Source organism: Janthinobacterium sp. GW823-FHT01H08, from assembly GCF_058797855.1.
Map to the genome: position 1 here is coordinate 737,571 of NZ_CM179504.1, position 19,147 is coordinate 756,717.

Annotated in this window: 32 protein-coding genes; 31 read left to right on the forward strand and 1 reads right to left on the reverse strand. The window is 56.1% G+C overall.

Annotated elements, in window-relative coordinates:
* Nucleotides 1–31 precede the first annotated feature (31 nt).
* From creD to dsbD, 31 genes are all read left to right on the forward strand, one after another.
* Nucleotides 32–1,423 carry a cell envelope integrity protein CreD gene (gene creD, locus AC3RCG_RS03210; protein WP_070221706.1) on the forward strand — a complete coding sequence of 464 codons (1,392 nt, stop codon included), beginning with the start codon at nucleotides 32–34 and terminating at the stop codon, nucleotides 1,421–1,423.
* 243 nt (nucleotides 1,424–1,666) lie between these two features.
* Nucleotides 1,667–1,855 carry a hypothetical protein gene (locus AC3RCG_RS03215; RefSeq protein ID WP_070221705.1) on the forward strand — a complete coding sequence of 63 codons (189 nt, stop codon included), beginning with the start codon at nucleotides 1,667–1,669 and terminating at the stop codon, nucleotides 1,853–1,855.
* Between the two features lie 325 nt (nucleotides 1,856–2,180).
* Nucleotides 2,181–2,837, forward strand: a complete 657-nt coding sequence (gene rplC, locus AC3RCG_RS03220; RefSeq protein ID WP_010394393.1) for a 50S ribosomal protein L3 — start codon at nucleotides 2,181–2,183, stop codon at nucleotides 2,835–2,837.
* A gap of 3 nt (nucleotides 2,838–2,840) precedes the next feature.
* Nucleotides 2,841–3,461: a 50S ribosomal protein L4 gene (gene rplD / locus AC3RCG_RS03225; RefSeq protein WP_034753197.1), complete on the forward strand. Its 621-nt coding sequence runs from the start codon at nucleotides 2,841–2,843 to the stop codon at nucleotides 3,459–3,461.
* Nucleotides 3,458–3,775 carry a 50S ribosomal protein L23 gene (gene rplW / locus AC3RCG_RS03230; RefSeq protein ID WP_010394398.1) on the forward strand — a complete coding sequence of 106 codons (318 nt, stop codon included), beginning with the start codon at nucleotides 3,458–3,460 and terminating at the stop codon, nucleotides 3,773–3,775. The genes rplD and rplW overlap by 4 nt, the downstream gene beginning before the upstream one ends.
* Nucleotides 3,775–4,602: a 50S ribosomal protein L2 gene (gene rplB / locus AC3RCG_RS03235; RefSeq protein WP_034753198.1), complete on the forward strand. Its 828-nt coding sequence runs from the start codon at nucleotides 3,775–3,777 to the stop codon at nucleotides 4,600–4,602. Before rplW ends, rplB begins: the two co-directional genes overlap by 1 nt.
* A gap of 10 nt (nucleotides 4,603–4,612) precedes the next feature.
* Nucleotides 4,613–4,888 carry a 30S ribosomal protein S19 gene (gene rpsS, locus AC3RCG_RS03240; protein WP_008444295.1) on the forward strand — a complete coding sequence of 92 codons (276 nt, stop codon included), beginning with the start codon at nucleotides 4,613–4,615 and terminating at the stop codon, nucleotides 4,886–4,888.
* A complete protein-coding gene (rplV, locus tag AC3RCG_RS03245) occupies nucleotides 4,885–5,217 on the forward strand; it encodes a 50S ribosomal protein L22 (RefSeq protein ID WP_170840583.1) in 333 nt (110 codons plus the stop codon). The genes rpsS and rplV overlap by 4 nt, the downstream gene beginning before the upstream one ends.
* Nucleotides 5,218–5,226: 9 nt before the next feature.
* On the forward strand, nucleotides 5,227–6,051 hold the full coding sequence (gene rpsC / locus AC3RCG_RS03250) for a 30S ribosomal protein S3 (RefSeq protein ID WP_034753199.1): 825 nt from the start codon (nucleotides 5,227–5,229) through the stop codon (nucleotides 6,049–6,051).
* Nucleotides 6,052–6,053: 2 nt separating this feature from the next.
* Nucleotides 6,054–6,473: a 50S ribosomal protein L16 gene (gene rplP, locus AC3RCG_RS03255; RefSeq protein ID WP_034753201.1), complete on the forward strand. Its 420-nt coding sequence runs from the start codon at nucleotides 6,054–6,056 to the stop codon at nucleotides 6,471–6,473.
* Between the two features lie 12 nt (nucleotides 6,474–6,485).
* Entirely contained in the window at nucleotides 6,486–6,677 is a 192-nt protein-coding gene (gene rpmC, locus AC3RCG_RS03260; protein WP_010394412.1) for a 50S ribosomal protein L29, read from the forward strand.
* Nucleotides 6,674–6,946 (forward strand): 30S ribosomal protein S17, encoded by a 273-nt coding sequence (gene rpsQ / locus AC3RCG_RS03265; protein WP_010394415.1) that lies wholly within the window; start codon nucleotides 6,674–6,676, stop codon nucleotides 6,944–6,946. Before rpmC ends, rpsQ begins: the two co-directional genes overlap by 4 nt.
* A 253-nt stretch (nucleotides 6,947–7,199) precedes the next feature.
* Complete coding sequence (gene rplN / locus AC3RCG_RS03270) at nucleotides 7,200–7,568, forward strand: 50S ribosomal protein L14 (protein ID WP_008444317.1); 369 nt, start codon at nucleotides 7,200–7,202, stop codon at nucleotides 7,566–7,568.
* Nucleotides 7,569–7,577: 9 nt separating this feature from the next.
* Complete coding sequence (rplX, locus tag AC3RCG_RS03275) at nucleotides 7,578–7,892, forward strand: 50S ribosomal protein L24 (RefSeq protein ID WP_034753204.1); 315 nt, start codon at nucleotides 7,578–7,580, stop codon at nucleotides 7,890–7,892.
* 6 nt (nucleotides 7,893–7,898) lie between these two features.
* Nucleotides 7,899–8,438 (forward strand): 50S ribosomal protein L5, encoded by a 540-nt coding sequence (gene rplE, locus AC3RCG_RS03280; RefSeq protein ID WP_010394421.1) that lies wholly within the window; start codon nucleotides 7,899–7,901, stop codon nucleotides 8,436–8,438.
* 2 nt (nucleotides 8,439–8,440) lie between these two features.
* The gene (rpsN, locus tag AC3RCG_RS03285; RefSeq protein ID WP_010394423.1) at nucleotides 8,441–8,746 is read left to right on the forward strand and encodes a 30S ribosomal protein S14; all 306 of its coding nucleotides are present in this window, start codon (nucleotides 8,441–8,443) and stop codon (nucleotides 8,744–8,746) included.
* Nucleotides 8,747–8,760: 14 nt separating this feature from the next.
* Nucleotides 8,761–9,156 carry a 30S ribosomal protein S8 gene (gene rpsH, locus AC3RCG_RS03290; RefSeq protein ID WP_034753208.1) on the forward strand — a complete coding sequence of 132 codons (396 nt, stop codon included), beginning with the start codon at nucleotides 8,761–8,763 and terminating at the stop codon, nucleotides 9,154–9,156.
* A gap of 10 nt (nucleotides 9,157–9,166) precedes the next feature.
* Nucleotides 9,167–9,700, forward strand: a complete 534-nt coding sequence (gene rplF / locus AC3RCG_RS03295; protein WP_065310145.1) for a 50S ribosomal protein L6 — start codon at nucleotides 9,167–9,169, stop codon at nucleotides 9,698–9,700.
* A 13-nt stretch (nucleotides 9,701–9,713) separates the two neighbouring features.
* Nucleotides 9,714–10,076, forward strand: coding sequence for a 50S ribosomal protein L18 (gene rplR / locus AC3RCG_RS03300; RefSeq protein WP_010394431.1), 363 nt, complete (start codon nucleotides 9,714–9,716; stop codon nucleotides 10,074–10,076).
* Between the two features lie 9 nt (nucleotides 10,077–10,085).
* Complete coding sequence (gene rpsE, locus AC3RCG_RS03305; RefSeq protein WP_010394433.1) at nucleotides 10,086–10,604, forward strand: 30S ribosomal protein S5; 519 nt, start codon at nucleotides 10,086–10,088, stop codon at nucleotides 10,602–10,604.
* Between the two features lie 10 nt (nucleotides 10,605–10,614).
* Nucleotides 10,615–10,794 carry a 50S ribosomal protein L30 gene (rpmD, locus tag AC3RCG_RS03310; RefSeq protein ID WP_010394435.1) on the forward strand — a complete coding sequence of 60 codons (180 nt, stop codon included), beginning with the start codon at nucleotides 10,615–10,617 and terminating at the stop codon, nucleotides 10,792–10,794.
* 30 nt (nucleotides 10,795–10,824) lie between these two features.
* Nucleotides 10,825–11,256, forward strand: a complete 432-nt coding sequence (rplO, locus tag AC3RCG_RS03315) for a 50S ribosomal protein L15 (RefSeq protein WP_034753211.1) — start codon at nucleotides 10,825–10,827, stop codon at nucleotides 11,254–11,256.
* Between the two features lie 32 nt (nucleotides 11,257–11,288).
* Nucleotides 11,289–12,623, forward strand: a complete 1,335-nt coding sequence (gene secY / locus AC3RCG_RS03320) for a preprotein translocase subunit SecY (protein ID WP_010394438.1) — start codon at nucleotides 11,289–11,291, stop codon at nucleotides 12,621–12,623.
* An 18-nt stretch (nucleotides 12,624–12,641) separates the two neighbouring features.
* Complete coding sequence (infA, locus tag AC3RCG_RS03325) at nucleotides 12,642–12,860, forward strand: translation initiation factor IF-1 (protein ID WP_005663428.1); 219 nt, start codon at nucleotides 12,642–12,644, stop codon at nucleotides 12,858–12,860.
* 42 nt (nucleotides 12,861–12,902) lie between these two features.
* Complete coding sequence (rpmJ, locus tag AC3RCG_RS03330; protein ID WP_010394471.1) at nucleotides 12,903–13,016, forward strand: 50S ribosomal protein L36; 114 nt, start codon at nucleotides 12,903–12,905, stop codon at nucleotides 13,014–13,016.
* Between the two features lie 14 nt (nucleotides 13,017–13,030).
* Complete coding sequence (gene rpsM, locus AC3RCG_RS03335; RefSeq protein ID WP_046681666.1) at nucleotides 13,031–13,396, forward strand: 30S ribosomal protein S13; 366 nt, start codon at nucleotides 13,031–13,033, stop codon at nucleotides 13,394–13,396.
* Between the two features lie 17 nt (nucleotides 13,397–13,413).
* Nucleotides 13,414–13,818, forward strand: a complete 405-nt coding sequence (gene rpsK / locus AC3RCG_RS03340) for a 30S ribosomal protein S11 (protein WP_010394475.1) — start codon at nucleotides 13,414–13,416, stop codon at nucleotides 13,816–13,818.
* Nucleotides 13,819–14,076: 258 nt separating this feature from the next.
* Nucleotides 14,077–14,700: a 30S ribosomal protein S4 gene (gene rpsD / locus AC3RCG_RS03345; RefSeq protein ID WP_010394478.1), complete on the forward strand. Its 624-nt coding sequence runs from the start codon at nucleotides 14,077–14,079 to the stop codon at nucleotides 14,698–14,700.
* Nucleotides 14,701–14,811: 111 nt separating this feature from the next.
* Nucleotides 14,812–15,789, forward strand: coding sequence for a DNA-directed RNA polymerase subunit alpha (locus AC3RCG_RS03350; protein WP_008444343.1), 978 nt, complete (start codon nucleotides 14,812–14,814; stop codon nucleotides 15,787–15,789).
* Nucleotides 15,790–15,922: 133 nt separating this feature from the next.
* Nucleotides 15,923–16,315 (forward strand): 50S ribosomal protein L17, encoded by a 393-nt coding sequence (gene rplQ, locus AC3RCG_RS03355; RefSeq protein ID WP_034753219.1) that lies wholly within the window; start codon nucleotides 15,923–15,925, stop codon nucleotides 16,313–16,315.
* A 158-nt stretch (nucleotides 16,316–16,473) separates the two neighbouring features.
* A complete protein-coding gene (gene dsbD, locus AC3RCG_RS03360; protein ID WP_492405547.1) occupies nucleotides 16,474–18,423 on the forward strand; it encodes a protein-disulfide reductase DsbD in 1,950 nt (649 codons plus the stop codon).
* Between the two features lie 110 nt (nucleotides 18,424–18,533).
* On the opposite strand, the gene AC3RCG_RS03365 is transcribed toward dsbD, so the two are convergent.
* Complete coding sequence (locus tag AC3RCG_RS03365; protein WP_492405545.1) at nucleotides 18,534–19,067, reverse strand: Spy/CpxP family protein refolding chaperone; 534 nt, start codon at nucleotides 19,065–19,067, stop codon at nucleotides 18,534–18,536.
* Nucleotides 19,068–19,147: the final 80 nt, after the last annotated feature.

The following is a 19,147-nucleotide window of genomic DNA, read 5'->3' on the forward strand; positions in this document are numbered from 1 at the left end:
TACACTGGCCGCCTTACTTCAAGGATGCGCCATGCAAAAAACTCTGTTAGTCAAAGCGTTGATCGTGTTCGGCCTGATGCTGATAATCGGCCTGCCTTTGCTGATGATTCAGGAAACGATCAAGGAGCGGATGGAATTCCGCCAGGAAGCCGTCAACAGCATCGCCGCCGATTCGGTGCGCGAACAAACCATCATCGGCCCCATCCTGGTGATTCCCTACACGGAGCAGTATGAAGAGCGCGTGGAGGTGGCCAAGGGAGATGACAAGGAAGCGAAATCGGCGGTGCGCTCGGAGTTGTTGCGCCGCACGGTGCAGCGCCGTCTGCTTGTCTACCCGAACAATTTACTGCTCAACGGTAACATCGACACGGACCGCCGCTACCGCGGCATCCACCAGGTGCTGGTCTACAGCGGCCAGCACGCGTTCAAGGGCGACTTCACGGTGCCTGCCGGCAGCCAGCTGCCGCGCAAGTCGCCGGATTCGCGCGTGACCCTGGGTGCGCCGTTCGTGGCCCTGTCCATCGAGGACGTGCGCGGTATCCGTAATATTCCGAAAATCGACTGGGGCGGCCAGAAGATCGAGTTCGAGCAGGGCACCGACCTGTTTGCCTTCCGCAGCGGCCTGCATGCGCCACTGGGCGCCATGCCTTTGACGGCACCGCAGCAGGTGCACTTCAGTTTTGATCTGGGCCTCGACGGCATCGAACGCCAGCACTTCGTGCCAGTGGCGAAAAACAGTCAGATCAGCATCAAGTCGAACTGGCCGCATCCGCAGTTTGGCGGGCGCTTCCTGCCGTCGCCGAAATTCCGCCAGATCAACGCCGATGGCTTTCAGGTCGAGTGGAGCATCTCCTCGCTGGCCACCAATGCGCAAACGCAGCTGAGCACGATCGAGGGCGAGTTCAAGGTGCCCGACAGTGCGCCGCTGGGCCAGATCGACCGCTTCAGCGTGGGCTTCATCGAGCCGGTGAACGTGTATTCGCAATCGGACCGGGCCACCAAATATGGCTTGCTGTTCGTGGCGCTGACCTTTGCCGCCTTCTTCATCTTTGAAATCCTGAAAAGCCTGCCGATCCACCCGGTGCAATATCTGCTGGTGGGCCTGTCGCTGGTGATCTTTTTCCTGCTGCTGGTGGGCCTGGCGGAACACATCGCCTTCCTGACCGCCTATCTGATCGCCAGCGCCGCCTGTATCGTGCTGACCAGCTTTTATCTGGTGCACGTGCTGCACAACGCCTGGCGCGGGATCGGCTTCGGCGTGGGGCTGACCATGCTGTATGGCGCCCTGTATGGCTTGCTGAGCTCGGAAAACAATGCGCTGGTGATGGGCAGCATCCTGCTGTTTGCCGTGCTGGCCGCCATCATGGTGGCGACGCGCAAGGTGGACTGGTATCAGATTGGCAAAGGAGCGCCCCAAGAGTAAGACTTACCTGGGTGCCATGCGCCACCTTGCAGCCAGCTCGGACAGTGATATGCCCGGGCTGGCTTTTGCATTTTGCGCGGGGAAAGAACCGCAGCATTAATTGGTAGTTGGTTGGTATTGTTTACGGTATGCTATTGGCATTGCTTTTTAGGTAATGGCGGGCGCCGTGGCGTCTGCCCGGGGCGGTGCGAGGATGGCGTGGCGTCCTGGTTGTTTGTCCATCCGATAAAACGGAGATGCAATATGATCAAGAAGACGATGGTTTTTCTGTTTGCGTTGGGCCTGAGCGCCTCGTACGCGTTTGCCGCTGGCGACGTCACGCAGTGCTATAGCGAGTGCGGGCAAAAAGTGGCGAATTGCCGGGCGCACCTCGGCGGCAGCCCGATCTGCGAGGACCTGTACGAACATTGCCTGATCAACTGCCAGCAATAAGCTTTTCCGGGTGCCACGCCCAGGATGAGTGGAGCAGGGCGCGCATGCCATGGCGCGCCCTGCGTGTTTCTGGCATCGCCCGCGAGGCCGCATGCCGCCGTGCTTTGCGCCCGTGAGCTTGCCTTGCGGCAGCGTTTTTCAGGCGCGCCGGCAACTCCCGCAGGGGCGTCGCGCAACACTTTGACATACCTCGTGTTAACTTGTTGCGTCAAGGGTTTTTGTGCTATATACTAGCCGGCTTCGGTATGGATTCGTCTTTTTTGAGTCCTACGTTACTTTGTAGTTAAACAAGCCCCGCCCAATCGCAGGTGGGAATGGAGAAAAAATGAGCCTAGGCCTTCTCGGTCGCAAGGTTGGTATGATGCGCATTTTCACGGATGAAGGGGATTCGATCCCGGTCACCGTGTTGGACGTATCGAACAACCGTGTTGCGCAAATCAAAACCCCTGAAACAGATGGCTACTCCGCTGTTCAGGTCGCATTCGGTCAACGTCGCGCTTCCCGCGTGACCAAAGCTGTTGCTGGTCATCACGCTAAAGCTGGCGTTGAAGCCGGTACTCTGTTGAAAGAGTTCCGTGTCGACGCTGCCAAAGCCGCTGAACTGAAAGCTGGCGATGTTGTCGCTGCTTCCCTGTTCGAAGTCGGTCAAAAGATCGACGTGCAAGGCGTTACCATCGGTAAAGGCTATGCAGGCGTTATCAAACGTTACCACTTCGCTTCTGGCCGTGCAACGCACGGTAACTCGCGTTCGCACAACGTTCCAGGTTCCATCGGTATGGCACAAGATCCAGGTCGCGTTTTCCCTGGTAAGCGCATGACCGGTCATCTGGGTGACGTTAACCGTACGATCCAGAACCTCGTGATCGCCCGTATCGATGCCGACCGTCAGCTGCTGCTGGTTAAAGGCGCGATTCCAGGTGCGAAAAATGGCCAGGTAGTTGTCTCGCCAGCCATCAAAACCAAAGCCAAGAAGGGAGCTTAAACGATGGAACTCAAGCTTCTGAATGCGCAAGGTCAAGCCGCCTCGAACGTTGCTGCAGCCGATACGATTTTCGGCCGTGACTACAATGAAGCGCTGATCCACCAAGTCGTCATCGCTTATCAAGCGAATGCACGTAGTGGTAACCGCAAGCAAAAAGACCGTGAAGAAGTTCACCACACGACGAAAAAGCCATGGCGCCAAAAAGGTACCGGCCGCGCTCGTGCTGGTATGTCGTCGTCGCCACTGTGGCGCGGCGGTGGTCGGATTTTCCCGAACTCGCCTGACGAAAACTTCACCCACAAAGTGAACAAAAAGATGTATCGCGCAGGTATCTGCTCGATCCTGTCGCAGCTGGCTCGCGAAGAGCGCCTGATCGTCATCGACGATCTGACGATCGACGCGCCAAAAACCAAGCTGCTGTCGCAAAAATTGAACGGCCTGGGCTTTGATTCGGTTCTGATCATCACCGACGTTCTGAACGAAAACCTGGAACTGGCATCGCGCAACCTGCCTAACGTACTCGTCGTTGAGCCACGTCACGCAGACCCGATGTCCCTGGTGTTCTACAAGAAGATCCTGGTCACCAAAGCTGCATTGGCCAAGATTGAGGAGATGCTGGCATGAGCGCGATTTTGAAACATAGCGAAGAACGCTTGATGAAGGTGCTGTTGGCGCCCGTGATTTCCGAAAAGGCCACCATGGTCGCGGAAAAGAACGAGCAAATTGTATTCCGCGTACTGCCGGATGCAACCAAGCCTGAAATCAAGGCAGCGGTCGAACTGCTGTTCAAGGTTGAAGTTCTGTCCGTGCAAACTGCAAACCGCGAAGGTAAGCAAAAGCGCACCGGCAAGTTCAACGGTCGTCGTAACCATACCAAGCGTGCTTTCGTGTGCCTGAAGCCTGGCCAGGAAATCAACTTCTCCGAGGAGGCTGCATAATGGCACTCGTTAAGATGAAACCAACCTCGCCAGGCCGTCGCGGCATGGTGAAGGTGGTGAATGCCGACCTGTACAAAGGTCGTCCGTTCGCTGCCCTGGTTGAAAAGAAATCCAAGACCGCTGGTCGTAACAACAACGGTCACATCACCACCCGTCATATCGGTGGTGGTCATAAGCAACACTACCGCTTGATCGACTTCAAGCGCACCAAAGATGGTATTCCAGCGAAAGTGGAACGTATCGAATACGATCCAAACCGCACCGCGAATATCGCTCTGTTGTGCTACGCCGACGGCGAACGTCACTACATCATCGCAACCAAAGGCATGGCCGTTGGCGACAGCGTGATGAACGGTTCGGAAGCACCGATCAAATCGGGTAACTGCTTGCCAATCCGTAACATCCCAGTCGGTACCGTGATGCATTGCGTCGAAATGCTGCCAGGTAAAGGTGCCCAAATGGCACGTACCGCCGGCGCTGGCGTTGTGCTGATGGCACGTGAAGGTACCTACGCTCAAGTGCGTCTGCGCTCGGGTGAAGTACGTCGCGTGCACATCGAGTGCCGTGCAACGGTTGGTGAAGTCGGCAATGCCGAGCATAGCCTGCGTAAAATCGGTAAAGCTGGTGCGATGCGCTGGCGCGGTGTTCGTCCTACCGTTCGCGGTGTGGTCATGAACCCGGTCGATCACCCGCACGGTGGTGGTGAAGGTAAAACAGCAGCTGGTCGTCATCCAGTTTCGCCATGGGGCCAACAGACCAAGGGTAAGAAGACACGCAGCAACAAGCGTACTACTTCCATGATCGTCTCGCGCCGCGGCAAGAAATAAGGGGTAGCACATGACACGTTCATTGAAAAAAGGGCCGTTCTGTGACGCCCACCTGGTGAAAAAAGTTGAAGCCGCACAAGCAGCCAAAGACAAAAAGCCAATCAAAACCTGGTCGCGTCGTTCGACAATCATGCCTGACTTCATCGGCCTGACGATCGCGGTGCATAACGGCAAGCTGCACGTGCCGGTTTATGTTTCCGAAAACATGGTTGGTCACAAGCTCGGCGAATTCGCACTGACCCGTACGTTCAAGGGCCATGCAGCTGACAAAAAGGCTAAGAAATAATGGAAACTAAAGCTATCCTCAAAGGTGTGCGCCTGTCGGACCAAAAGGGCCGCCTGGTTGCTGACCTGATCCGTGGCAAGAAAGTTGACGCTGCACTCAACATCTTGCAATTCAGCCCGAAAAAAGGTGCTGCGATCATCAAACGCGTTCTGGAATCCGCTATTGCGAATGCCGAGCACAATGATGGCGCGGACATCGACGAATTGTTCGTGAAAACGATCTACGTCGAAAAGGGCCCGGTCCTGAAGCGCTTCACCGCGCGTGCAAAAGGCCGTGGCGACCGTATTTCGAAACAATCCTGTCACGTTTACGTGACTGTCGGTAACTAAGGAGCCACGATGGGTCAGAAAATTCATCCAACCGGTTTCCGTCTGGCGGTCACCCGTAACTGGGCTTCGCGCTGGTATGCAGGCAACGGTAATTTCGCTGCCATGCTGAACGAAGACTTGAAAGCACGTGCTTACCTGAAAAAGAAACTGAAGAACGCTTCCGTTGGCCGCATCGTTATCGAGCGCCCAGCCAAGAACGCGCGCTTCACGATCTACAGCTCGCGTCCAGGCGTGGTCATTGGTAAAAAAGGCGAAGACATCGAAGTACTGAAGTCCGCGCTGACCAAGATCATGGGCGTGCCTGTTCACGTGAACATCGAAGAAATTCGCAAGCCAGAAATCGACTCGCAACTGATCGCCGATTCGATCGCTCAGCAGCTGGAAAAACGGATCATGTTCCGCCGCGCCATGAAGCGTGCCATGCAAAATGCAATGCGCCTGGGTGCTCTCGGTATCAAGATCATGTCGTCCGGCCGTCTGAACGGTATCGAAATCGCGCGTAAAGAGTGGTACCGCGAAGGCCGCGTGCCTCTGCATACCCTGCGCGCCGATATCGACTACGGTACCAGCGAAGCGTCGACCACCTACGGCATCATCGGTGTCAAGGTGTGGGTATACAAAGGTGACCGCGCGCCTAACGGCGATGCGCCAGTCATCGATACCCCAGCTGACGAGAAGAAAAGCCGCGGCCCACGCCGTGACGATGGCAAGCCAGCTGGCCGTCCACGTCCAGCCGGTGCCGGTGCGAAACCATCCACAGCACCAGGTGCACGTGTGCGTACCGCCGCTAAACCGGCCGCCGCAGCAGCACCAGCTGAGAAAGCAGGAGAATAATCATGCTGCAACCAGCACGCAGAAAGTATCGTAAAGAGCAGAAAGGCCGTAACACCGGTATTTCGCACAGCCGCGGCACCGCCGTGTCGTTTGGCGAATTCGGTCTGAAGGCAGTTGCGCGCGGTCGTATCACTGCGCGTCAAATTGAAGCGGCGCGTCGTGCAATGACGCGTCACATCAAGCGCGGTGGCCGTATCTGGATCCGTATTTTCCCGGACAAACCGATTTCGAACAAACCGGCTGAAGTCCGTATGGGTAACGGTAAAGGTAATCCTGAGTACTACGTCGCTGAAATTCAGCCAGGCAAAGTACTGTACGAAATGGATGGCGTTGATGAAGCGCTGGCACGGGAAGCATTCCGTCTTGCCGCCGCTAAACTGCCACTGGCGACGACGTTTGTCATCCGCCAAGTCGGCCAATAATTGGAGTTGTATATGAAAGCATCTGAACTCCGCGGCAAGGACCAGCCAGCTCTGCAAAAAGAGCTGAATGACCTGTTGAAGGCACAGTTCGGCCTGCGCATGCAAATCGCTACGCAGCAGCTGAGCAACACTTCGCAGCTCAAGAAGGTACGCCGCGATATCGCGCGTGTGAAGACGGTAATGAATCTGAAGGAAGCCAAATGAACGAACCAGTGAAACAGTCGCTCAAGCGCACGCTGATCGGTAAAGTGGTTTCGGACAAGATGGACAAGACCGTTACCGTTCTGATCGAGCGCCACGTAAAACATCCTTTGTATGGCAAGATCATCATGCGCTCGAACAAGTATCACGCGCATGACGAGACCAACCAAGTCAAGGCCGGTGACACGGTCGAGATCCAGGAAGGTCGCCCGATCTCCAAAACGAAGGCATGGACGGTGACACGTGTGGTTCAAGCCGCACCAACCGTTTAAATAAAAACCACCGTTTCGGCGGTGGCTTTTAATTAGTACTTGCAGGCCCGCAAATTGTATGTAATACTTGCGGGCTTCGTTCATGTAACGCCGCAAAGTGTCTGGCCACAGACAGTAGCATTCGCGGTCAGTTGATGTATGAAGGTCATGCACCCAAACAGTGAAGCCCAGCAGGGCGGCTCTGGCGGGACCAAGACTGACCGTGGGTCTACATTGTGTGGATTCTTCGGCTTAAGTTGGGAAAGAGAATACTATGATTCAAACTGAAAGCCGGCTCGAAGTGGCTGACAATACCGGTGCCAAAGAAGTAATGTGCATCAAGGTATTGGGCGGCTCCAAGCGCCGTTATGCTGGCATTGGCGATGTGATCAAGGTAACCGTTAAGGTTGCTGCGCCACGTGGCCGTGTCAAAAAAGGTGAAATTTATAACGCCGTGGTTGTGCGCACCGCTAAAGGTGTTCGCCGCCAAGACGGTTCCCTGGTGAAGTTCGACGGCAACGCCGCCGTTCTGTTGAACGCCAAGCTGGAACCGATCGGTACCCGTATTTTTGGACCTGTCACGCGCGAACTGCGCACTGAGAAGTTCATGAAAATCGTGTCCCTGGCACCGGAAGTCCTGTAAGGAGTCGTAATGGATAAGATTCGTAAAAACGACGAAGTCATCGTTCTGACCGGGAAAGACAAGGGCAAACGTGGTGTGGTACAGCAGCGTATCGATGCTGAACATATCGTGGTTGACGGCATTAACATCGCTAAAAAAGCGACTAAGCCAAACCCGATGACTGGCGTAACTGGTGGTATCGTCGATAAGACCATGCCAATTCACGTGTCCAACGTTGCATTGTTTAATGCAGCGACTGGCAAGGCAGATCGCGTGGGTTTCAAAGAAGTGGACGGCAAGAAAGTTCGCATCTTTAAATCCTCCGGCGAAGTAGTGAAGGCTTAAGAAATCATGGCACGTCTCCAAGAATTCTATAAAGAAAAAGTCGTTGCCGACCTGACCAGCAAGTTTGGTTACAAGTCGGTAATGGAAGTCCCACGCCTGACCAAGATCACCCTGAACATGGGTGTTGGTGAGGCTATCGCGGATAAAAAAGTTCTCGAGCACGCAGTTGCTGACTTGACCAAGATCGCCGGCCAGAAGCCAGTGACCACCAAGTCCCGCAAAGCGATCGCAGGCTTCAAAATCCGTGAAGGTTACCCGATCGGTACGATGGTCACCCTGCGCGGCGCTCGCATGTACGAGTTCCTGGATCGCTTCATTACCGTGGCTCTGCCGCGCGTACGCGATTTCCGTGGTGTGAACGGCCGTGCATTTGATGGTCGTGGCAACTACAACATCGGTGTCAAGGAACAGATCATTTTCCCTGAAATCGAATACGACAAGATTGACGCGTTGCGCGGTATGAATATCAGCATCACGACAACCGCTAAGACCGATGACGAAGCCAAAGCTTTGCTCGCCGCCTTTAAATTCCCTTTCAGGAACTGATCATGGCCAAACTGTCACTGATTAATCGTGAGATCAAGCGTGCTGACCTGGTGGCGAAATTCGCCCCTAAGCGCGAAGCTCTCAAGGCCATCGTCGATGACCAATCGAAATCGGAAGAAGAGCGCTACGAAGCTCGCCTGAAATTGCAGGCGCTGCCACGTAACTCGAACCCGACGCGTCAACGTAACCGTTGCGCCATCACTGGTCGTCCGCGCGGCACATTCCGTAAATTCGGTCTGGGTCGTATCAAGCTCCGTGAATTCGCCATGCGTGGTGAAATTCCGGGTATGACAAAAGCAAGCTGGTAATAGGAGAATATGCAATGAGTATGAGCGATCCTATCGCCGATATGCTGACCCGCATTCGCAATGCACAAGGCGTGCAAAAGACGACCGTGGCCATGCCATCGTCGAAAGTCAAAATTGCGATTGCCAGCGTCCTGAAGGACGAGGGTTACATTGAAGATTTCGCTGTTGCCGAAGCTGGTGGCAAAGCGGAACTGAAAATCGGTTTGAAGTATTATGTTGGCCGTCCCGTCATTGAGCGCTTGGAGCGCGTGTCCCGTCCGGGTCTGCGCGTCTACAAGGGTAAAGACGAGATCCCTGTTGTGATGAATGGCTTGGGTGTGGCGATCGTGTCGACTCCGCAAGGCGTCATGACTGACCGCAAAGCACGCGCTACCGGTGTCGGCGGCGAAGTTATTTGCTACGTGGCTTAAGGAGTTACACATGTCTCGAGTAGCTAAAATGCCTATCGTAGTGCCAGCTGGCGCCGAAGTCGCCATCTCCGCACAAGCGATCACCGTAAAAGGCCCGCTGGGCGTACTTTCCCAGGCCCTCACCGGCCAGGTTAAAGTGGAAAACAATGCAGGAACCCTGAGTTTCGACGTGGCGAACGACAGCCGCGAAGCCAATGCCATGTCCGGCACGCTGCGCGCACTGGTCAACAACATGGTTGTTGGCGTCACCAAGGGTTTCGAGAAAAAGCTGAACCTGGTAGGCGTGGGTTACAAGGCGCAAGCTCAAGGCGACAAGTTGAATCTGTCCCTGGGTTTCTCGCACCCTGTAGTGCATGACATGCCAGCCGGCGTTACCTGCGCAACACCAACCCCGACCGAGATCCTGATTAAAGGTATCGACCGTCAACAGGTTGGCCAGGTAGCCGCTGAAGTTCGTGCTTACCGCTCCCCTGAGCCTTACAAGGGCAAGGGCGTTCGCTATGCGGACGAAGTGGTTAAGCTTAAAGAAACCAAGAAGAAGTAATTAGGGGCTGACGATGGATAAGAAAGAATCACGGCTTCGCCGCGGACGCCAAACCCGCATCAAGATTGCGGAATTGAAAGTAAATCGCTTGTCGGTGCACCGCACCAACCTGCACATTTACGCCAACCTGATCAGCCCGGACGCTAAAGTTCTGGTTTCGGCCTCGACGGCTGAAGCGGAAGTTCGCGCTGAACTGGCAGGCCAATCCGGCAAAGGCGGCAATGCCGCTGCTGCAGCCTTGATCGGCAAGCGCGTCGCTGAAAAAGCGTTGAAAGCAGGGATTACCGAAGTTGCGTTTGACCGCTCCGGTTTCCGTTACCACGGCCGTGTGAAAGCGTTGGCAGAAGCCGCACGCGAAGCCGGTCTGAAGTTCTAAGGATCAATCATGGCAAAAATGCAAGCAAAAATGCAAAGCGACAAGCCGGATGATGGCATGCGCGAAAAAATGATCGCGATCAACCGCGTGACCAAAGTGGTCAAGGGTGGTCGTATCATGGGTTTCGCCGCGCTGACCGTAGTTGGTGATGGCGATGGCCGCGTCGGCATGGGCAAGGGCAAATCGAAAGAAGTGCCAGTTGGCGTGCAGAAGGCAATGGAAGAAGCCCGTCGCAACCTGATCAAAGTACCGCTCAAAAACGGCACCTTGCATCACACGGTTGTTGGTCGTCACGGCGCCTCCAAGGTCCTGATGAACCCAGCTAAGCCTGGTACTGGCGTTATCGCTGGTGGCGCAATGCGCGCTATCTTCGAAGTGATGGGCGTGACGGACGTGGTGGCGAAATCCACCGGTTCGAACAACCCATATAACCTGGTACGCGCTACGCTGGACGGCCTGTCGAAAATGAGCACTGCTTCCGATATCGCTGCCAAACGCGGCAAGTCGGTCGAAGACATTCTGGCTTAAGGTGGACAAAATGACAAACACAGTCAAAGTGCAATTGGTCAAGGGCTTGATCGGTACGCGCGAATCGCATCGCGCTACCGTGCGCGGTCTGGGTCTGCGTCGTGTAAATTCGGTTTCCGAATTGCAAGACACCCCATCCGTACGCGGCATGATCAATAAAGTATCGTATCTCGTTAAAGTTGTCGGGTAAGCCTTCGGGCTTACACGAACGGAGCAAATCATGGAATTGAATACTATTGCACCAGCCGAAGGCGCTAAGCACTACAAGCGTCGCGTCGGTCGCGGTATCGGCTCCGGCCTGGGTAAAACCTCGGGTCGTGGTCACAAAGGTCAGAAATCGCGTTCGGGCGGCTTTCATAAAGTCGGTTTCGAAGGCGGTCAGATGCCTCTGCAACGCCGTCTGCCTAAGCGCGGTTTCAAATCGATGCACGCAACCTTCAAAGCTGAAGTGCGCCTGTCCGATCTGAACAACCTGGCTGTTGGCGATGTCGACATTCTGGTCTTGAAGCAAGCTGGCGTTCTGGGCGTGTTGGCCCGTGACGTGCGCGTGATCTTGTCCGGCGAAATCACCAAAGCGGTGAATTTGAAGGGCTTGAAAGTGTCCGCTGGCGCGAAAGCCGCCATCGAAGCAGCCGGCGGCTCGGTAGCCTGAGTTGACCGCTAACAGCTTGATCGGAGCGAAAATTGGCGACTAATCCACAACTTGCTAAAAGTGCAGCGGCCGGTTTCCCTTGGGGACGGCTCTGGTTTTTGCTTGGCGCATTGGTGGTTTATCGTATCGGTGCTCACGTCCCGGTTCCCGGGATTGACCCGACACAATTAGCCTCGCTGTTCAAGGAGCACGAAGGCGGCGTCCTGGGCATGTTCAACATGTTCTCGGGCGGTGCCTTGTCTCGTTTTACAGTGTTTGCGCTGGGTATCATGCCTTATATCTCGGCCTCGATCATCATGCAATTGCTGTCGATCGTGTCACCGCAGATGGAAGCGTTGAAAAAAGAAGGCGAAGCAGGTCGTCGCAAGATCACCCAGTACACCCGGTATTTCACGGTTGCCCTGGCACTGTTCCAAGCGTTAGGCATTGCAGTCGCACTGGAGTCGCAAGCTGGTCTGGTGTTGGAACCTGGTCTTGCATTCCGCTTCGTGACGGTCGTCACTTTGTTGACCGGAACAATGTTTTTGATGTGGTTGGGTGAGCAAATTACCGAGCGTGGCTTGGGGAATGGCATCTCGATCATCATTTTTGCCGGGATTGCAGCAGGTCTGCCGTCGGCGTTGGGTGGCTTGTTCACTCAGGTGTCGAATGGTTCGATCGGCAGCTTCAGCGCGATTTTCATCGTGATTCTGGTAGCACTGGTAACGTACTTCGTTGTATTCGTCGAACGTGGTCAGCGCAAAATATTGGTCAATTACGCGAAGCGCCAGGTAGGCAACAAGATTTATGGCGGTCAAACCAGCCATTTGCCGTTGAAGCTGAACATGGCCGGCGTGATCCCGCCGATCTTTGCTTCTTCGATCATCTTGTTCCCGGCCACTATCGTGGACTGGTTTTCAAAGGGCGCCGACAACGCTAACCCTGCGGTGCGGTTCTTGAAAGATTTGGCAGCATCGATGGGGCCTGGTGAGCCTATCCATGCGCTGTTGTACGCAGTGGCGATCGTGTTTTTCTGTTTCTTCTATACAGCGCTGGTATTTAACAGCAAGGAAACAGCGGATAACTTGAAGAAAAGCGGTGCGTTCATTCCCGGGATCCGTCCAGGCGAGCAGACAGCCCGTTACATCGACAAGATCCTGACACGCTTGACACTTGCCGGCGCAGTCTACATCACCCTGGTGTGTTTATTGCCGGAATTTATGCAAGCCCAGTGGAAAGTACCATTCTATTTCGGCGGTACTTCTTTATTGATTATTGTAGTTGTCACCATGGATTTCATGGCGCAAGTACAGAACTACGTGATGTCGCAGCAATATGATTCGCTGCTGCGCAAAGCAAATTTCAAGGGCGGAATTCCGACGCGTTAAGCGCGGTAAACATACCGAATGGCAAAAGACGACGTCATACAGATGCAGGGCGAGATTCTTGAGAATCTCCCAAATGCAACATTTCGAGTGAAGCTGGAGAACGGACACGTGGTGCTCGGGCATATTTCAGGTAAAATGCGGATGAACTATATTCGCATTCTCCCTGGAGACAAGGTGACGGTGGAGTTAACGCCGTACGACCTGAGCCGAGCCCGCATTGTGTTCCGTACCAAGTAACACACTGAATCAAACCAAAGAAGCGAAAGAAAGAGCCCCAAAATGAAAGTTCTCGCATCAGTCAAGCGGATCTGCCGCAACTGCAAGATCATCAAGCGCAAAGGCGTAGTCCGCGTAATCTGCGTGGAACCACGTCACAAGCAGCGTCAAGGTTAATCGAGGAATAACAAATGGCACGTATTGCAGGGGTTAATATCCCAAATCATCAGCATACCGTTATCGGCCTGACGGCCATCTACGGTGTGGGCCGTCCACGCGCAGAGAAAATCTGTGCATCGACCGGTGTAGCAACCAACAAAAAGATCAAAGATCTGGATGACAGCGAACTGGAAAAGCTGCGCGATGAAGTAGGTAAATTCATCGTTGAAGGCGATCTGCGTCGTGAACTGTCCATGAACATCAAGCGTTTGATGGATCTGGGTTGCTACCGCGGCATGCGTCATCGTAAGGGTCTGCCTTGCCGTGGCCAGCGTACGCGTACGAACGCACGTACCCGCAAGGGACCGCGTAAAGCCGCTCAATCGCTGAAAAAATAATCCGCTAGGGAATAATTATGGCTAAGTCGCAAAATAACGCCGCATCAGCACGCGTGCGTAAAAAAGTTAAAAAGAACGTCGCTGAAGGCATCGCACATGTCCACGCATCGTTCAATAACACCATCATTACCATCACCGATCGTCAAGGCAATGCCTTGTCGTGGGCTACCTCCGGCGGTGCAGGCTTCAAGGGTTCGCGTAAATCGACCCCGTTCGCAGCGCAGGTCGCCGCGGAAGCCGCTGGTAAAGTGGCTGTAGAGTGTGGCGTCAAGAACCTGGAAGTACGTATCAAGGGCCCAGGTCCTGGTCGTGAATCCGCCGTTCGCGCGCTGAACAACCTGGGCATCAAGATCACCGAGATCCAGGACGTGACGCCGGTACCGCACAACGGTTGCCGTCCACCGAAACGTCGTCGTATCTAAGATAGTGTTGCAGAGGGCGCTTCGGCGCCAGCTGCTTTGCTGTCTGTTGTAACTCAGTACAGTTGTGTGAAAACGCTGGAGCAGGGAGCCGGAAACGGTTATACTGCCCGGCTGTTCTTGCCTGTCAAATTCTGTTTGACGGGTTTTTCGTTTTCAGCCACCGTCTGATTGAAACCAAATCAGACTAGCGCCTAACCGCATCAGTGTGTTTGATCATGCATGTGGCTGGGGCGTTATCATTTAAAAAAAGGAAGTATCGTGGCACGTTATATCGGACCTAAAGCAAAACTTTCCCGCCGTGAAGGTACAGACCTGTTCCTGAAGAGCGCCCGTCGCTCGCTGGACAGCAAGTGCAAACTGGACGTCAAGCCAGGCCAGCACGGTGTCAAATCCGGCGCCCGCACCTCGGACTACGGTAACCAACTGCGCGAAAAGCAAAAAGTCAAGCGCATGTACGGCGTGCTGGAACGTCAATTCCGCCGCTACTTCGCTGAAGCAGACCGTCGTAAAGGCAACACCGGCGAAACGCTGTTGAAGTTGCTGGAAACGCGTCTGGACAACGTTTGCTACCGCATGGGCTTTGGCTCGACCCGCGCTGAAGCGCGTCAATTGGTCAGCCACAAAGCGTTCACCGTGAACGGTATCGTTGTGAACATCGCTTCGTACGCAGTCAAAGTTGGCGACATCGTTGCTGTTCGTGAAAAATCGAAAAAGCAAGTGCGTATCGTTGAAGCACTGTCGCTGGCTGAACAAGTTGGTATGCCTAGCTGGGTTTCGGTTGATGCCAAGAAAATGGAAGGTACCTTCAAGTCCCTGCCAGAGCGTAACGAAATCGCTAACGACGTCAACGAATCGCTGATCGTCGAGCTGTACTCGCGTTAATAGTAGTCAGTAGCAAGATCTCCGCCCACTTTGCTTTTGTAAAGTGGGCGTTTCACTAATGCCATCAGCCTTATCGGTGTAATGAGCCGAGGGTATTGAAAAGGACATTTCATGCAAAACAGTTTGTTGAAGCCACGTATTATCGATGTTGAAGCTCTCGGTGCAGGTCACGCCAAGGTCGTGATGGAACCGTTCGAGCGCGGCTATGGCCACACATTGGGTAACGCGTTGCGCCGCGTTCTGCTGTCGTCGATGGTAGGCTACGCGCCGACCGAAGTGACGATCGCTGGCGTCGTCCACGAATATTCCTCCCTCGATGGCGTGCAAGAAGACGTCGTCGATCTGTTGCTGAACTTGAAGGGTGTGGTTTTCAAAGTCCACAACCGCGATTCGGTAACCCTGACCCTGAAAAAAGAAGGCGAAGGCGCGATCCTGGCCTCCGACATCGACCTGCCGCATGACGTCGAACTGATCAACCCTGACCACGTGATCGCCCACCTGACCGCTGGTGGCAAGCTGGACATGCAGATCAAGGTTGAAAAAGGCCGCGGCTACGTTCCTGGTAACGTGCGTCGCCTGTCGGAAGACACGAACAAGACCATCGGCCGCATCATTCTCGATGCATCGTTCTCGCCAGTGCGCCGCGTATCGTACTTCGTTGAATCGGCCCGCGTTGAACAGCGTACCGACCTGGACAAGCTGATCATCAACATCGAAACCAACGGCGTGATCTCGCCGGAAGAAGCGATCCGCCAGTCGGCCCGCGTCCTGGTGGATCAGTTGAATGTGTTCGCTGCCCTGGAAGGCACGGAAGCTGCCGCCGAAGCGCCATCGCGCGCTCCGCTGGTCGATCCTATCCTGTTGCGTCCAGTCGACGACCTGGAGTTGACCGTGCGTTCGGCAAACTGCCTGAAAGCGGAAAACATCTACTACATCGGCGACCTGATCCAACGTTCGGAAAACGAACTGCTGAAAACGCCAAATCTGGGCCGCAAGTCCCTGAACGAAATCAAGGAAGTGCTGGCATCGCGCGGCTTGACCTTGGGCATGAAGCTGGAAAACTGGCCGCCTGCCGGCCTGGAAAAGTAATTCGTAGTTGTAGCAAACTGCCTGGGACAGGTGTCCCAGGCTTTTATTTTGTAGTACCAAACCGGCCCGCGATGAAGCTTCTGCCTCATTGATCGAAGAGCTGGAATTTAAACACTCACCGAAAGGATTTATCATGCGTCACGGTCACGGCCTCCGTAAACTGAATCGTACCTCGTCCCACCGTCTGGCAATGTTGCGCAACATGACAGTATCGCTGCTGCGTCACGAAGCGATCAAAACCACCCTGCCAAAAGCAAAAGAACTGCGCCGCGTTGTCGAGCCAATTCTGACCCTGGGCAAAACCGACTCCCTGGCAAACAAGCGTCTGGCCTTCAACCGCCTGCGCGACCGTGAAATGGTCGTCAAACTGTTCGCTGAACTGGGCCCACGTTTCGCCAACCGTAACGGTGGTTATGTGCGTATCCTGAAAATGGGTTTCCGCGTCGGCGATAACGCTCCTATGGCGTTCGTTGAACTGATGGATCGTCCAGATACGACCGAAGCAGTTGAAGTTGCTGGCGAGTAATCCCAGTAATTGCATCTGAGAAAGCCAGGCCTAGCCTGGCTTTTTTGTTTTCTGCTGCAGCTATCCTTTCAGCGGTGTACTATTCTTCTTTCGCGCCGGCCCGGCACAAGCGCTGCCTGCTCCGCGCGTCCTCTGTCGAATGGTCGAAAAGGTAGTTCATGTCCCGTTTCCCCTCCAGCGCCTCCGCGCGCGCCGCTCCATTACATCAACTGCTGATCTGGCTTGCCGCCTGTTTACTGCTGGCCATGGCCGTCTTCGGCGCCAGTCATGCCCGCGCTGACGATGAGTTCCTCGATCCGGAACTGGCGTTCAAGTTTTCCGCCCGCATGCAGGATCCGTCCACCATCGCCGTCACCTACGTGATCGCCGACGGCTACTATATGTACCACGAGCGATTCAAGTTCGAGGCCGTGGGCGCCAAGCTGGGCACGCCCGTGTATCCGGCTGGCAAGGTCAAGTTTGACGACACCTTCCAGAAGAATGTGGAAACCTTCCGCAAGACCCTGACCATCACCATTCCCGTTGCGGCGGCCGGGGCGTTCACCCTGAAGGCGACGGGCCAGGGCTGCTCCGACAAGGGCCTGTGCTATGCGCCGCAGGATGCGACAGCCCAGCTGGTGGGCGGGGGCGGCGGCCAGAGCGTGGCGCCCGGCGCCGGCCTGCCGTCGAAATTCGCGTTGCCCGCCGCGCCCGCAGTCGACACGGCGGCCGTCAACGGTCCGCAGGCGCAGGCGTCGCCCGGCGTGTCCGTGCTGAGCATTCCCCAGGCCGATATTATCAGCACGCCAGAGCCGGTAGCGGCGGCGCCCGTGGCGGCAAGCGCCGCGCCCGCGCAAAGCGAGATGGGCAAGATCGAGGCGGCCCTGAAGGGCGGCAAGCTGCTCGTCATCGTGCCCCTGTTCATGCTGCTGGGCCTGGGGCTGGCGTTTACGCCGTGCGTGCTGCCGATGGTGCCGATTTTGTCGTCGATCATCATCGGCGATGGCGCCAAGGTCAGCCGCTCACGCGGCTTGCTGCTGTCGCTGACCTACGCGCTGGGCATGGCCATCGTCTACACGGCGCTGGGCGTGGCGGCTGGCCTGGCGGGTGAAGGCCTGGCGGCGCAACTGCAAAACCCGTGGGTGCTGGGCTTCTTTGCCTTGCTGATGGCGGGCCTGGCCTTGTCGATGTTCGGTTTTTATGAGCTGCAAGTGCCGGCTTTCCTGCAAGGCAAGCTGACGAGCGTATCGAACCAGCAATCGTCGGGCCGCCTGGCGGGCGTGTTCGTCATGGGCGCCATTTCCGCGCTGATCGTGGGGCCCTGCGTGGCCGCGCCGCTGGCAGGCGCCTTGCTGTACATTAGCCAGACGCGCGACGTCGTCATCGGCGGCAGCGCCCTGTTTGCCATGGCCGTGGGCATGAGCGTGCCGCTGCTGCTGGTGGGCGTGTCGGCCGGCACCTTGCTGCCGCGCGCCGGCGCGTGGATGGATGCCGTCAAACGCTTCTTTGGCGTGCTGCAGCTGGGCGTGGCCTGGTGGCTGGTCTCGCCCGTGCTGCCGGGCGCCGTGCAGATGCTGGGCTGGACGGTCTTGTTCGTCGGCTACGGCATGTATCTGCTGGTGGGCAAGAGCGGCGCGCAACACGCCTGGGTGGCCAAGGCCTTCGGCCTCGTGTTTGCCGTGCTGGGCGCGATGCAGCTGGTCGGCGTGGCCAGCGGTGGCCGCGATCCGCTGGCGCCGCTGGCACACCTCGGCGGTGGCCAGGTGCACGCGCAACCGTTTACGCGGGTAAAGACCGTGGCGCAGCTCGATGCGGCGCTGGCGCAGCTGGGTGGCAAGCCGGCCTTGCTGGACTTTTATGCGGACTGGTGCGTGTCGTGCATCGAGATGGAAAAACTGACGTTCGTCGACCCCGCCGTGCGCGCGAAGATGGGGCAAGCCGTGCTGCTGCAGGTGGACGTGACGGCCAATGACGCGGACGACAAGGCCATGCTGAAACGTTTTCAGCTGTTCGGCCCGCCGGGCATCATCATGTTCAACCCGCAGGGGCAGGAAATCGACCAGTCGCGCGTGATCGGCTTCCAGAACGCTGCCACCTTCCTGACTTCGTTGCGCAAGCTCGAGCAGTAGGAGGGGGGACGGGCAGGTCGGGTTAGCCCGTCAGGGCGTAACCCGACGCCACCGCATACGTCAACCATGTTGTCGGATGACGCGGCGTTGCCGCTAATCCGACCTACGATTTACCCTGCTTTCGGATGCTGCTGCATGCCATGGTGGCCACCGCGATGGCCGCCGTGCCGGCCGGCCGGCACGCTGTCATCAAACACTTTCTTTTGCTCCGGCGTCAGTGCGGCATAAAAGGTTTTCAACGAGGCCAGGCGGCTTTCCTGGTCTGCGATGCGTTCCTTCGACATGGCGATCCATTGTTCCATGCGCTCCGGCGCCGACAGCTTGGCCATCGCTTCGTGCCTGGCTTTCCAGTCGCCCATCGGCTTTTTCGGCGCATTGGCGGCCGTGAAGGTGGCCCAGGCCGGTTCCTGCGCAGCCGTCAGCTTCAGCTTGTCATGCAGGCGGGCCTGGTACTTGGCCATGCGTTCGGCCGGGTTGCCACCGCGGTGCTGGCCGCGCTGGCCTTCATGTTGCATCTTGGTGCTGGCCGCAGGCGCGCTGGCGGCCGCTTCCTGGGCGTGGACCGTCAGCGATGCCGCACCCATGCCGAGTACGCTCATGGCGATGATCAAATTCTTGCGCAAGGTTGTCATTGAGGCGTTCATCTGGATTCCTTTGTAAAAGTGAGGGATGTACATGTTGCTGCACATGAAGCCATGTTGGACTCGCCATGTTTCCCCGAAGT

Excerpts from the sequence above, each read along its gene's own strand:
- rpsE (WP_010394433.1), top strand. The coding sequence starts at position 10,086 with ATGGCAAAAATGCAAGCAAAAATGCAAAGCGACAAGCCGGATGATGGC.
- rplC (WP_010394393.1), top strand. The coding sequence starts at position 2,181 with ATGAGCCTAGGCCTTCTCGGTCGCAAGGTTGGTATGATGCGCATTTTC.
- AC3RCG_RS03365 (WP_492405545.1), bottom strand. The coding sequence starts at position 19,067 with ATGAACGCCTCAATGACAACCTTGCGCAAGAATTTGATCATCGCCATG.
- rpsC (WP_034753199.1), top strand. The coding sequence starts at position 5,227 with ATGGGTCAGAAAATTCATCCAACCGGTTTCCGTCTGGCGGTCACCCGT.
- rplO (WP_034753211.1), top strand. The coding sequence starts at position 10,825 with ATGGAATTGAATACTATTGCACCAGCCGAAGGCGCTAAGCACTACAAG.
- rplQ (WP_034753219.1), top strand. The coding sequence starts at position 15,923 with ATGCGTCACGGTCACGGCCTCCGTAAACTGAATCGTACCTCGTCCCAC.
- rplB (WP_034753198.1), top strand. The coding sequence starts at position 3,775 with ATGGCACTCGTTAAGATGAAACCAACCTCGCCAGGCCGTCGCGGCATG.
- rpsQ (WP_010394415.1), top strand. The coding sequence starts at position 6,674 with ATGAACGAACCAGTGAAACAGTCGCTCAAGCGCACGCTGATCGGTAAA.
- AC3RCG_RS03350 (WP_008444343.1), top strand. The coding sequence starts at position 14,812 with ATGCAAAACAGTTTGTTGAAGCCACGTATTATCGATGTTGAAGCTCTC.
- rplX (WP_034753204.1), top strand. The coding sequence starts at position 7,578 with ATGGATAAGATTCGTAAAAACGACGAAGTCATCGTTCTGACCGGGAAA.
- rplE (WP_010394421.1), top strand. The coding sequence starts at position 7,899 with ATGGCACGTCTCCAAGAATTCTATAAAGAAAAAGTCGTTGCCGACCTG.
- rpsK (WP_010394475.1), top strand. The coding sequence starts at position 13,414 with ATGGCTAAGTCGCAAAATAACGCCGCATCAGCACGCGTGCGTAAAAAA.
- rpsN (WP_010394423.1), top strand. The coding sequence starts at position 8,441 with ATGGCCAAACTGTCACTGATTAATCGTGAGATCAAGCGTGCTGACCTG.
- dsbD (WP_492405547.1), top strand. The coding sequence starts at position 16,474 with ATGTCCCGTTTCCCCTCCAGCGCCTCCGCGCGCGCCGCTCCATTACAT.
- rpmJ (WP_010394471.1), top strand. The coding sequence starts at position 12,903 with ATGAAAGTTCTCGCATCAGTCAAGCGGATCTGCCGCAACTGCAAGATC.
- AC3RCG_RS03215 (WP_070221705.1), top strand. The coding sequence starts at position 1,667 with ATGATCAAGAAGACGATGGTTTTTCTGTTTGCGTTGGGCCTGAGCGCC.
- rpsS (WP_008444295.1), top strand. The coding sequence starts at position 4,613 with ATGACACGTTCATTGAAAAAAGGGCCGTTCTGTGACGCCCACCTGGTG.
- rplN (WP_008444317.1), top strand. The coding sequence starts at position 7,200 with ATGATTCAAACTGAAAGCCGGCTCGAAGTGGCTGACAATACCGGTGCC.
- rplR (WP_010394431.1), top strand. The coding sequence starts at position 9,714 with ATGGATAAGAAAGAATCACGGCTTCGCCGCGGACGCCAAACCCGCATC.
- rplP (WP_034753201.1), top strand. The coding sequence starts at position 6,054 with ATGCTGCAACCAGCACGCAGAAAGTATCGTAAAGAGCAGAAAGGCCGT.
- rplW (WP_010394398.1), top strand. The coding sequence starts at position 3,458 with ATGAGCGCGATTTTGAAACATAGCGAAGAACGCTTGATGAAGGTGCTG.
- rpmD (WP_010394435.1), top strand. The coding sequence starts at position 10,615 with ATGACAAACACAGTCAAAGTGCAATTGGTCAAGGGCTTGATCGGTACG.
- rplD (WP_034753197.1), top strand. The coding sequence starts at position 2,841 with ATGGAACTCAAGCTTCTGAATGCGCAAGGTCAAGCCGCCTCGAACGTT.
- infA (WP_005663428.1), top strand. The coding sequence starts at position 12,642 with ATGGCAAAAGACGACGTCATACAGATGCAGGGCGAGATTCTTGAGAAT.
- rpmC (WP_010394412.1), top strand. The coding sequence starts at position 6,486 with ATGAAAGCATCTGAACTCCGCGGCAAGGACCAGCCAGCTCTGCAAAAA.
- creD (WP_070221706.1), top strand. The coding sequence starts at position 32 with ATGCAAAAAACTCTGTTAGTCAAAGCGTTGATCGTGTTCGGCCTGATG.
- rpsH (WP_034753208.1), top strand. The coding sequence starts at position 8,761 with ATGAGTATGAGCGATCCTATCGCCGATATGCTGACCCGCATTCGCAAT.
- rpsM (WP_046681666.1), top strand. The coding sequence starts at position 13,031 with ATGGCACGTATTGCAGGGGTTAATATCCCAAATCATCAGCATACCGTT.
- rplF (WP_065310145.1), top strand. The coding sequence starts at position 9,167 with ATGTCTCGAGTAGCTAAAATGCCTATCGTAGTGCCAGCTGGCGCCGAA.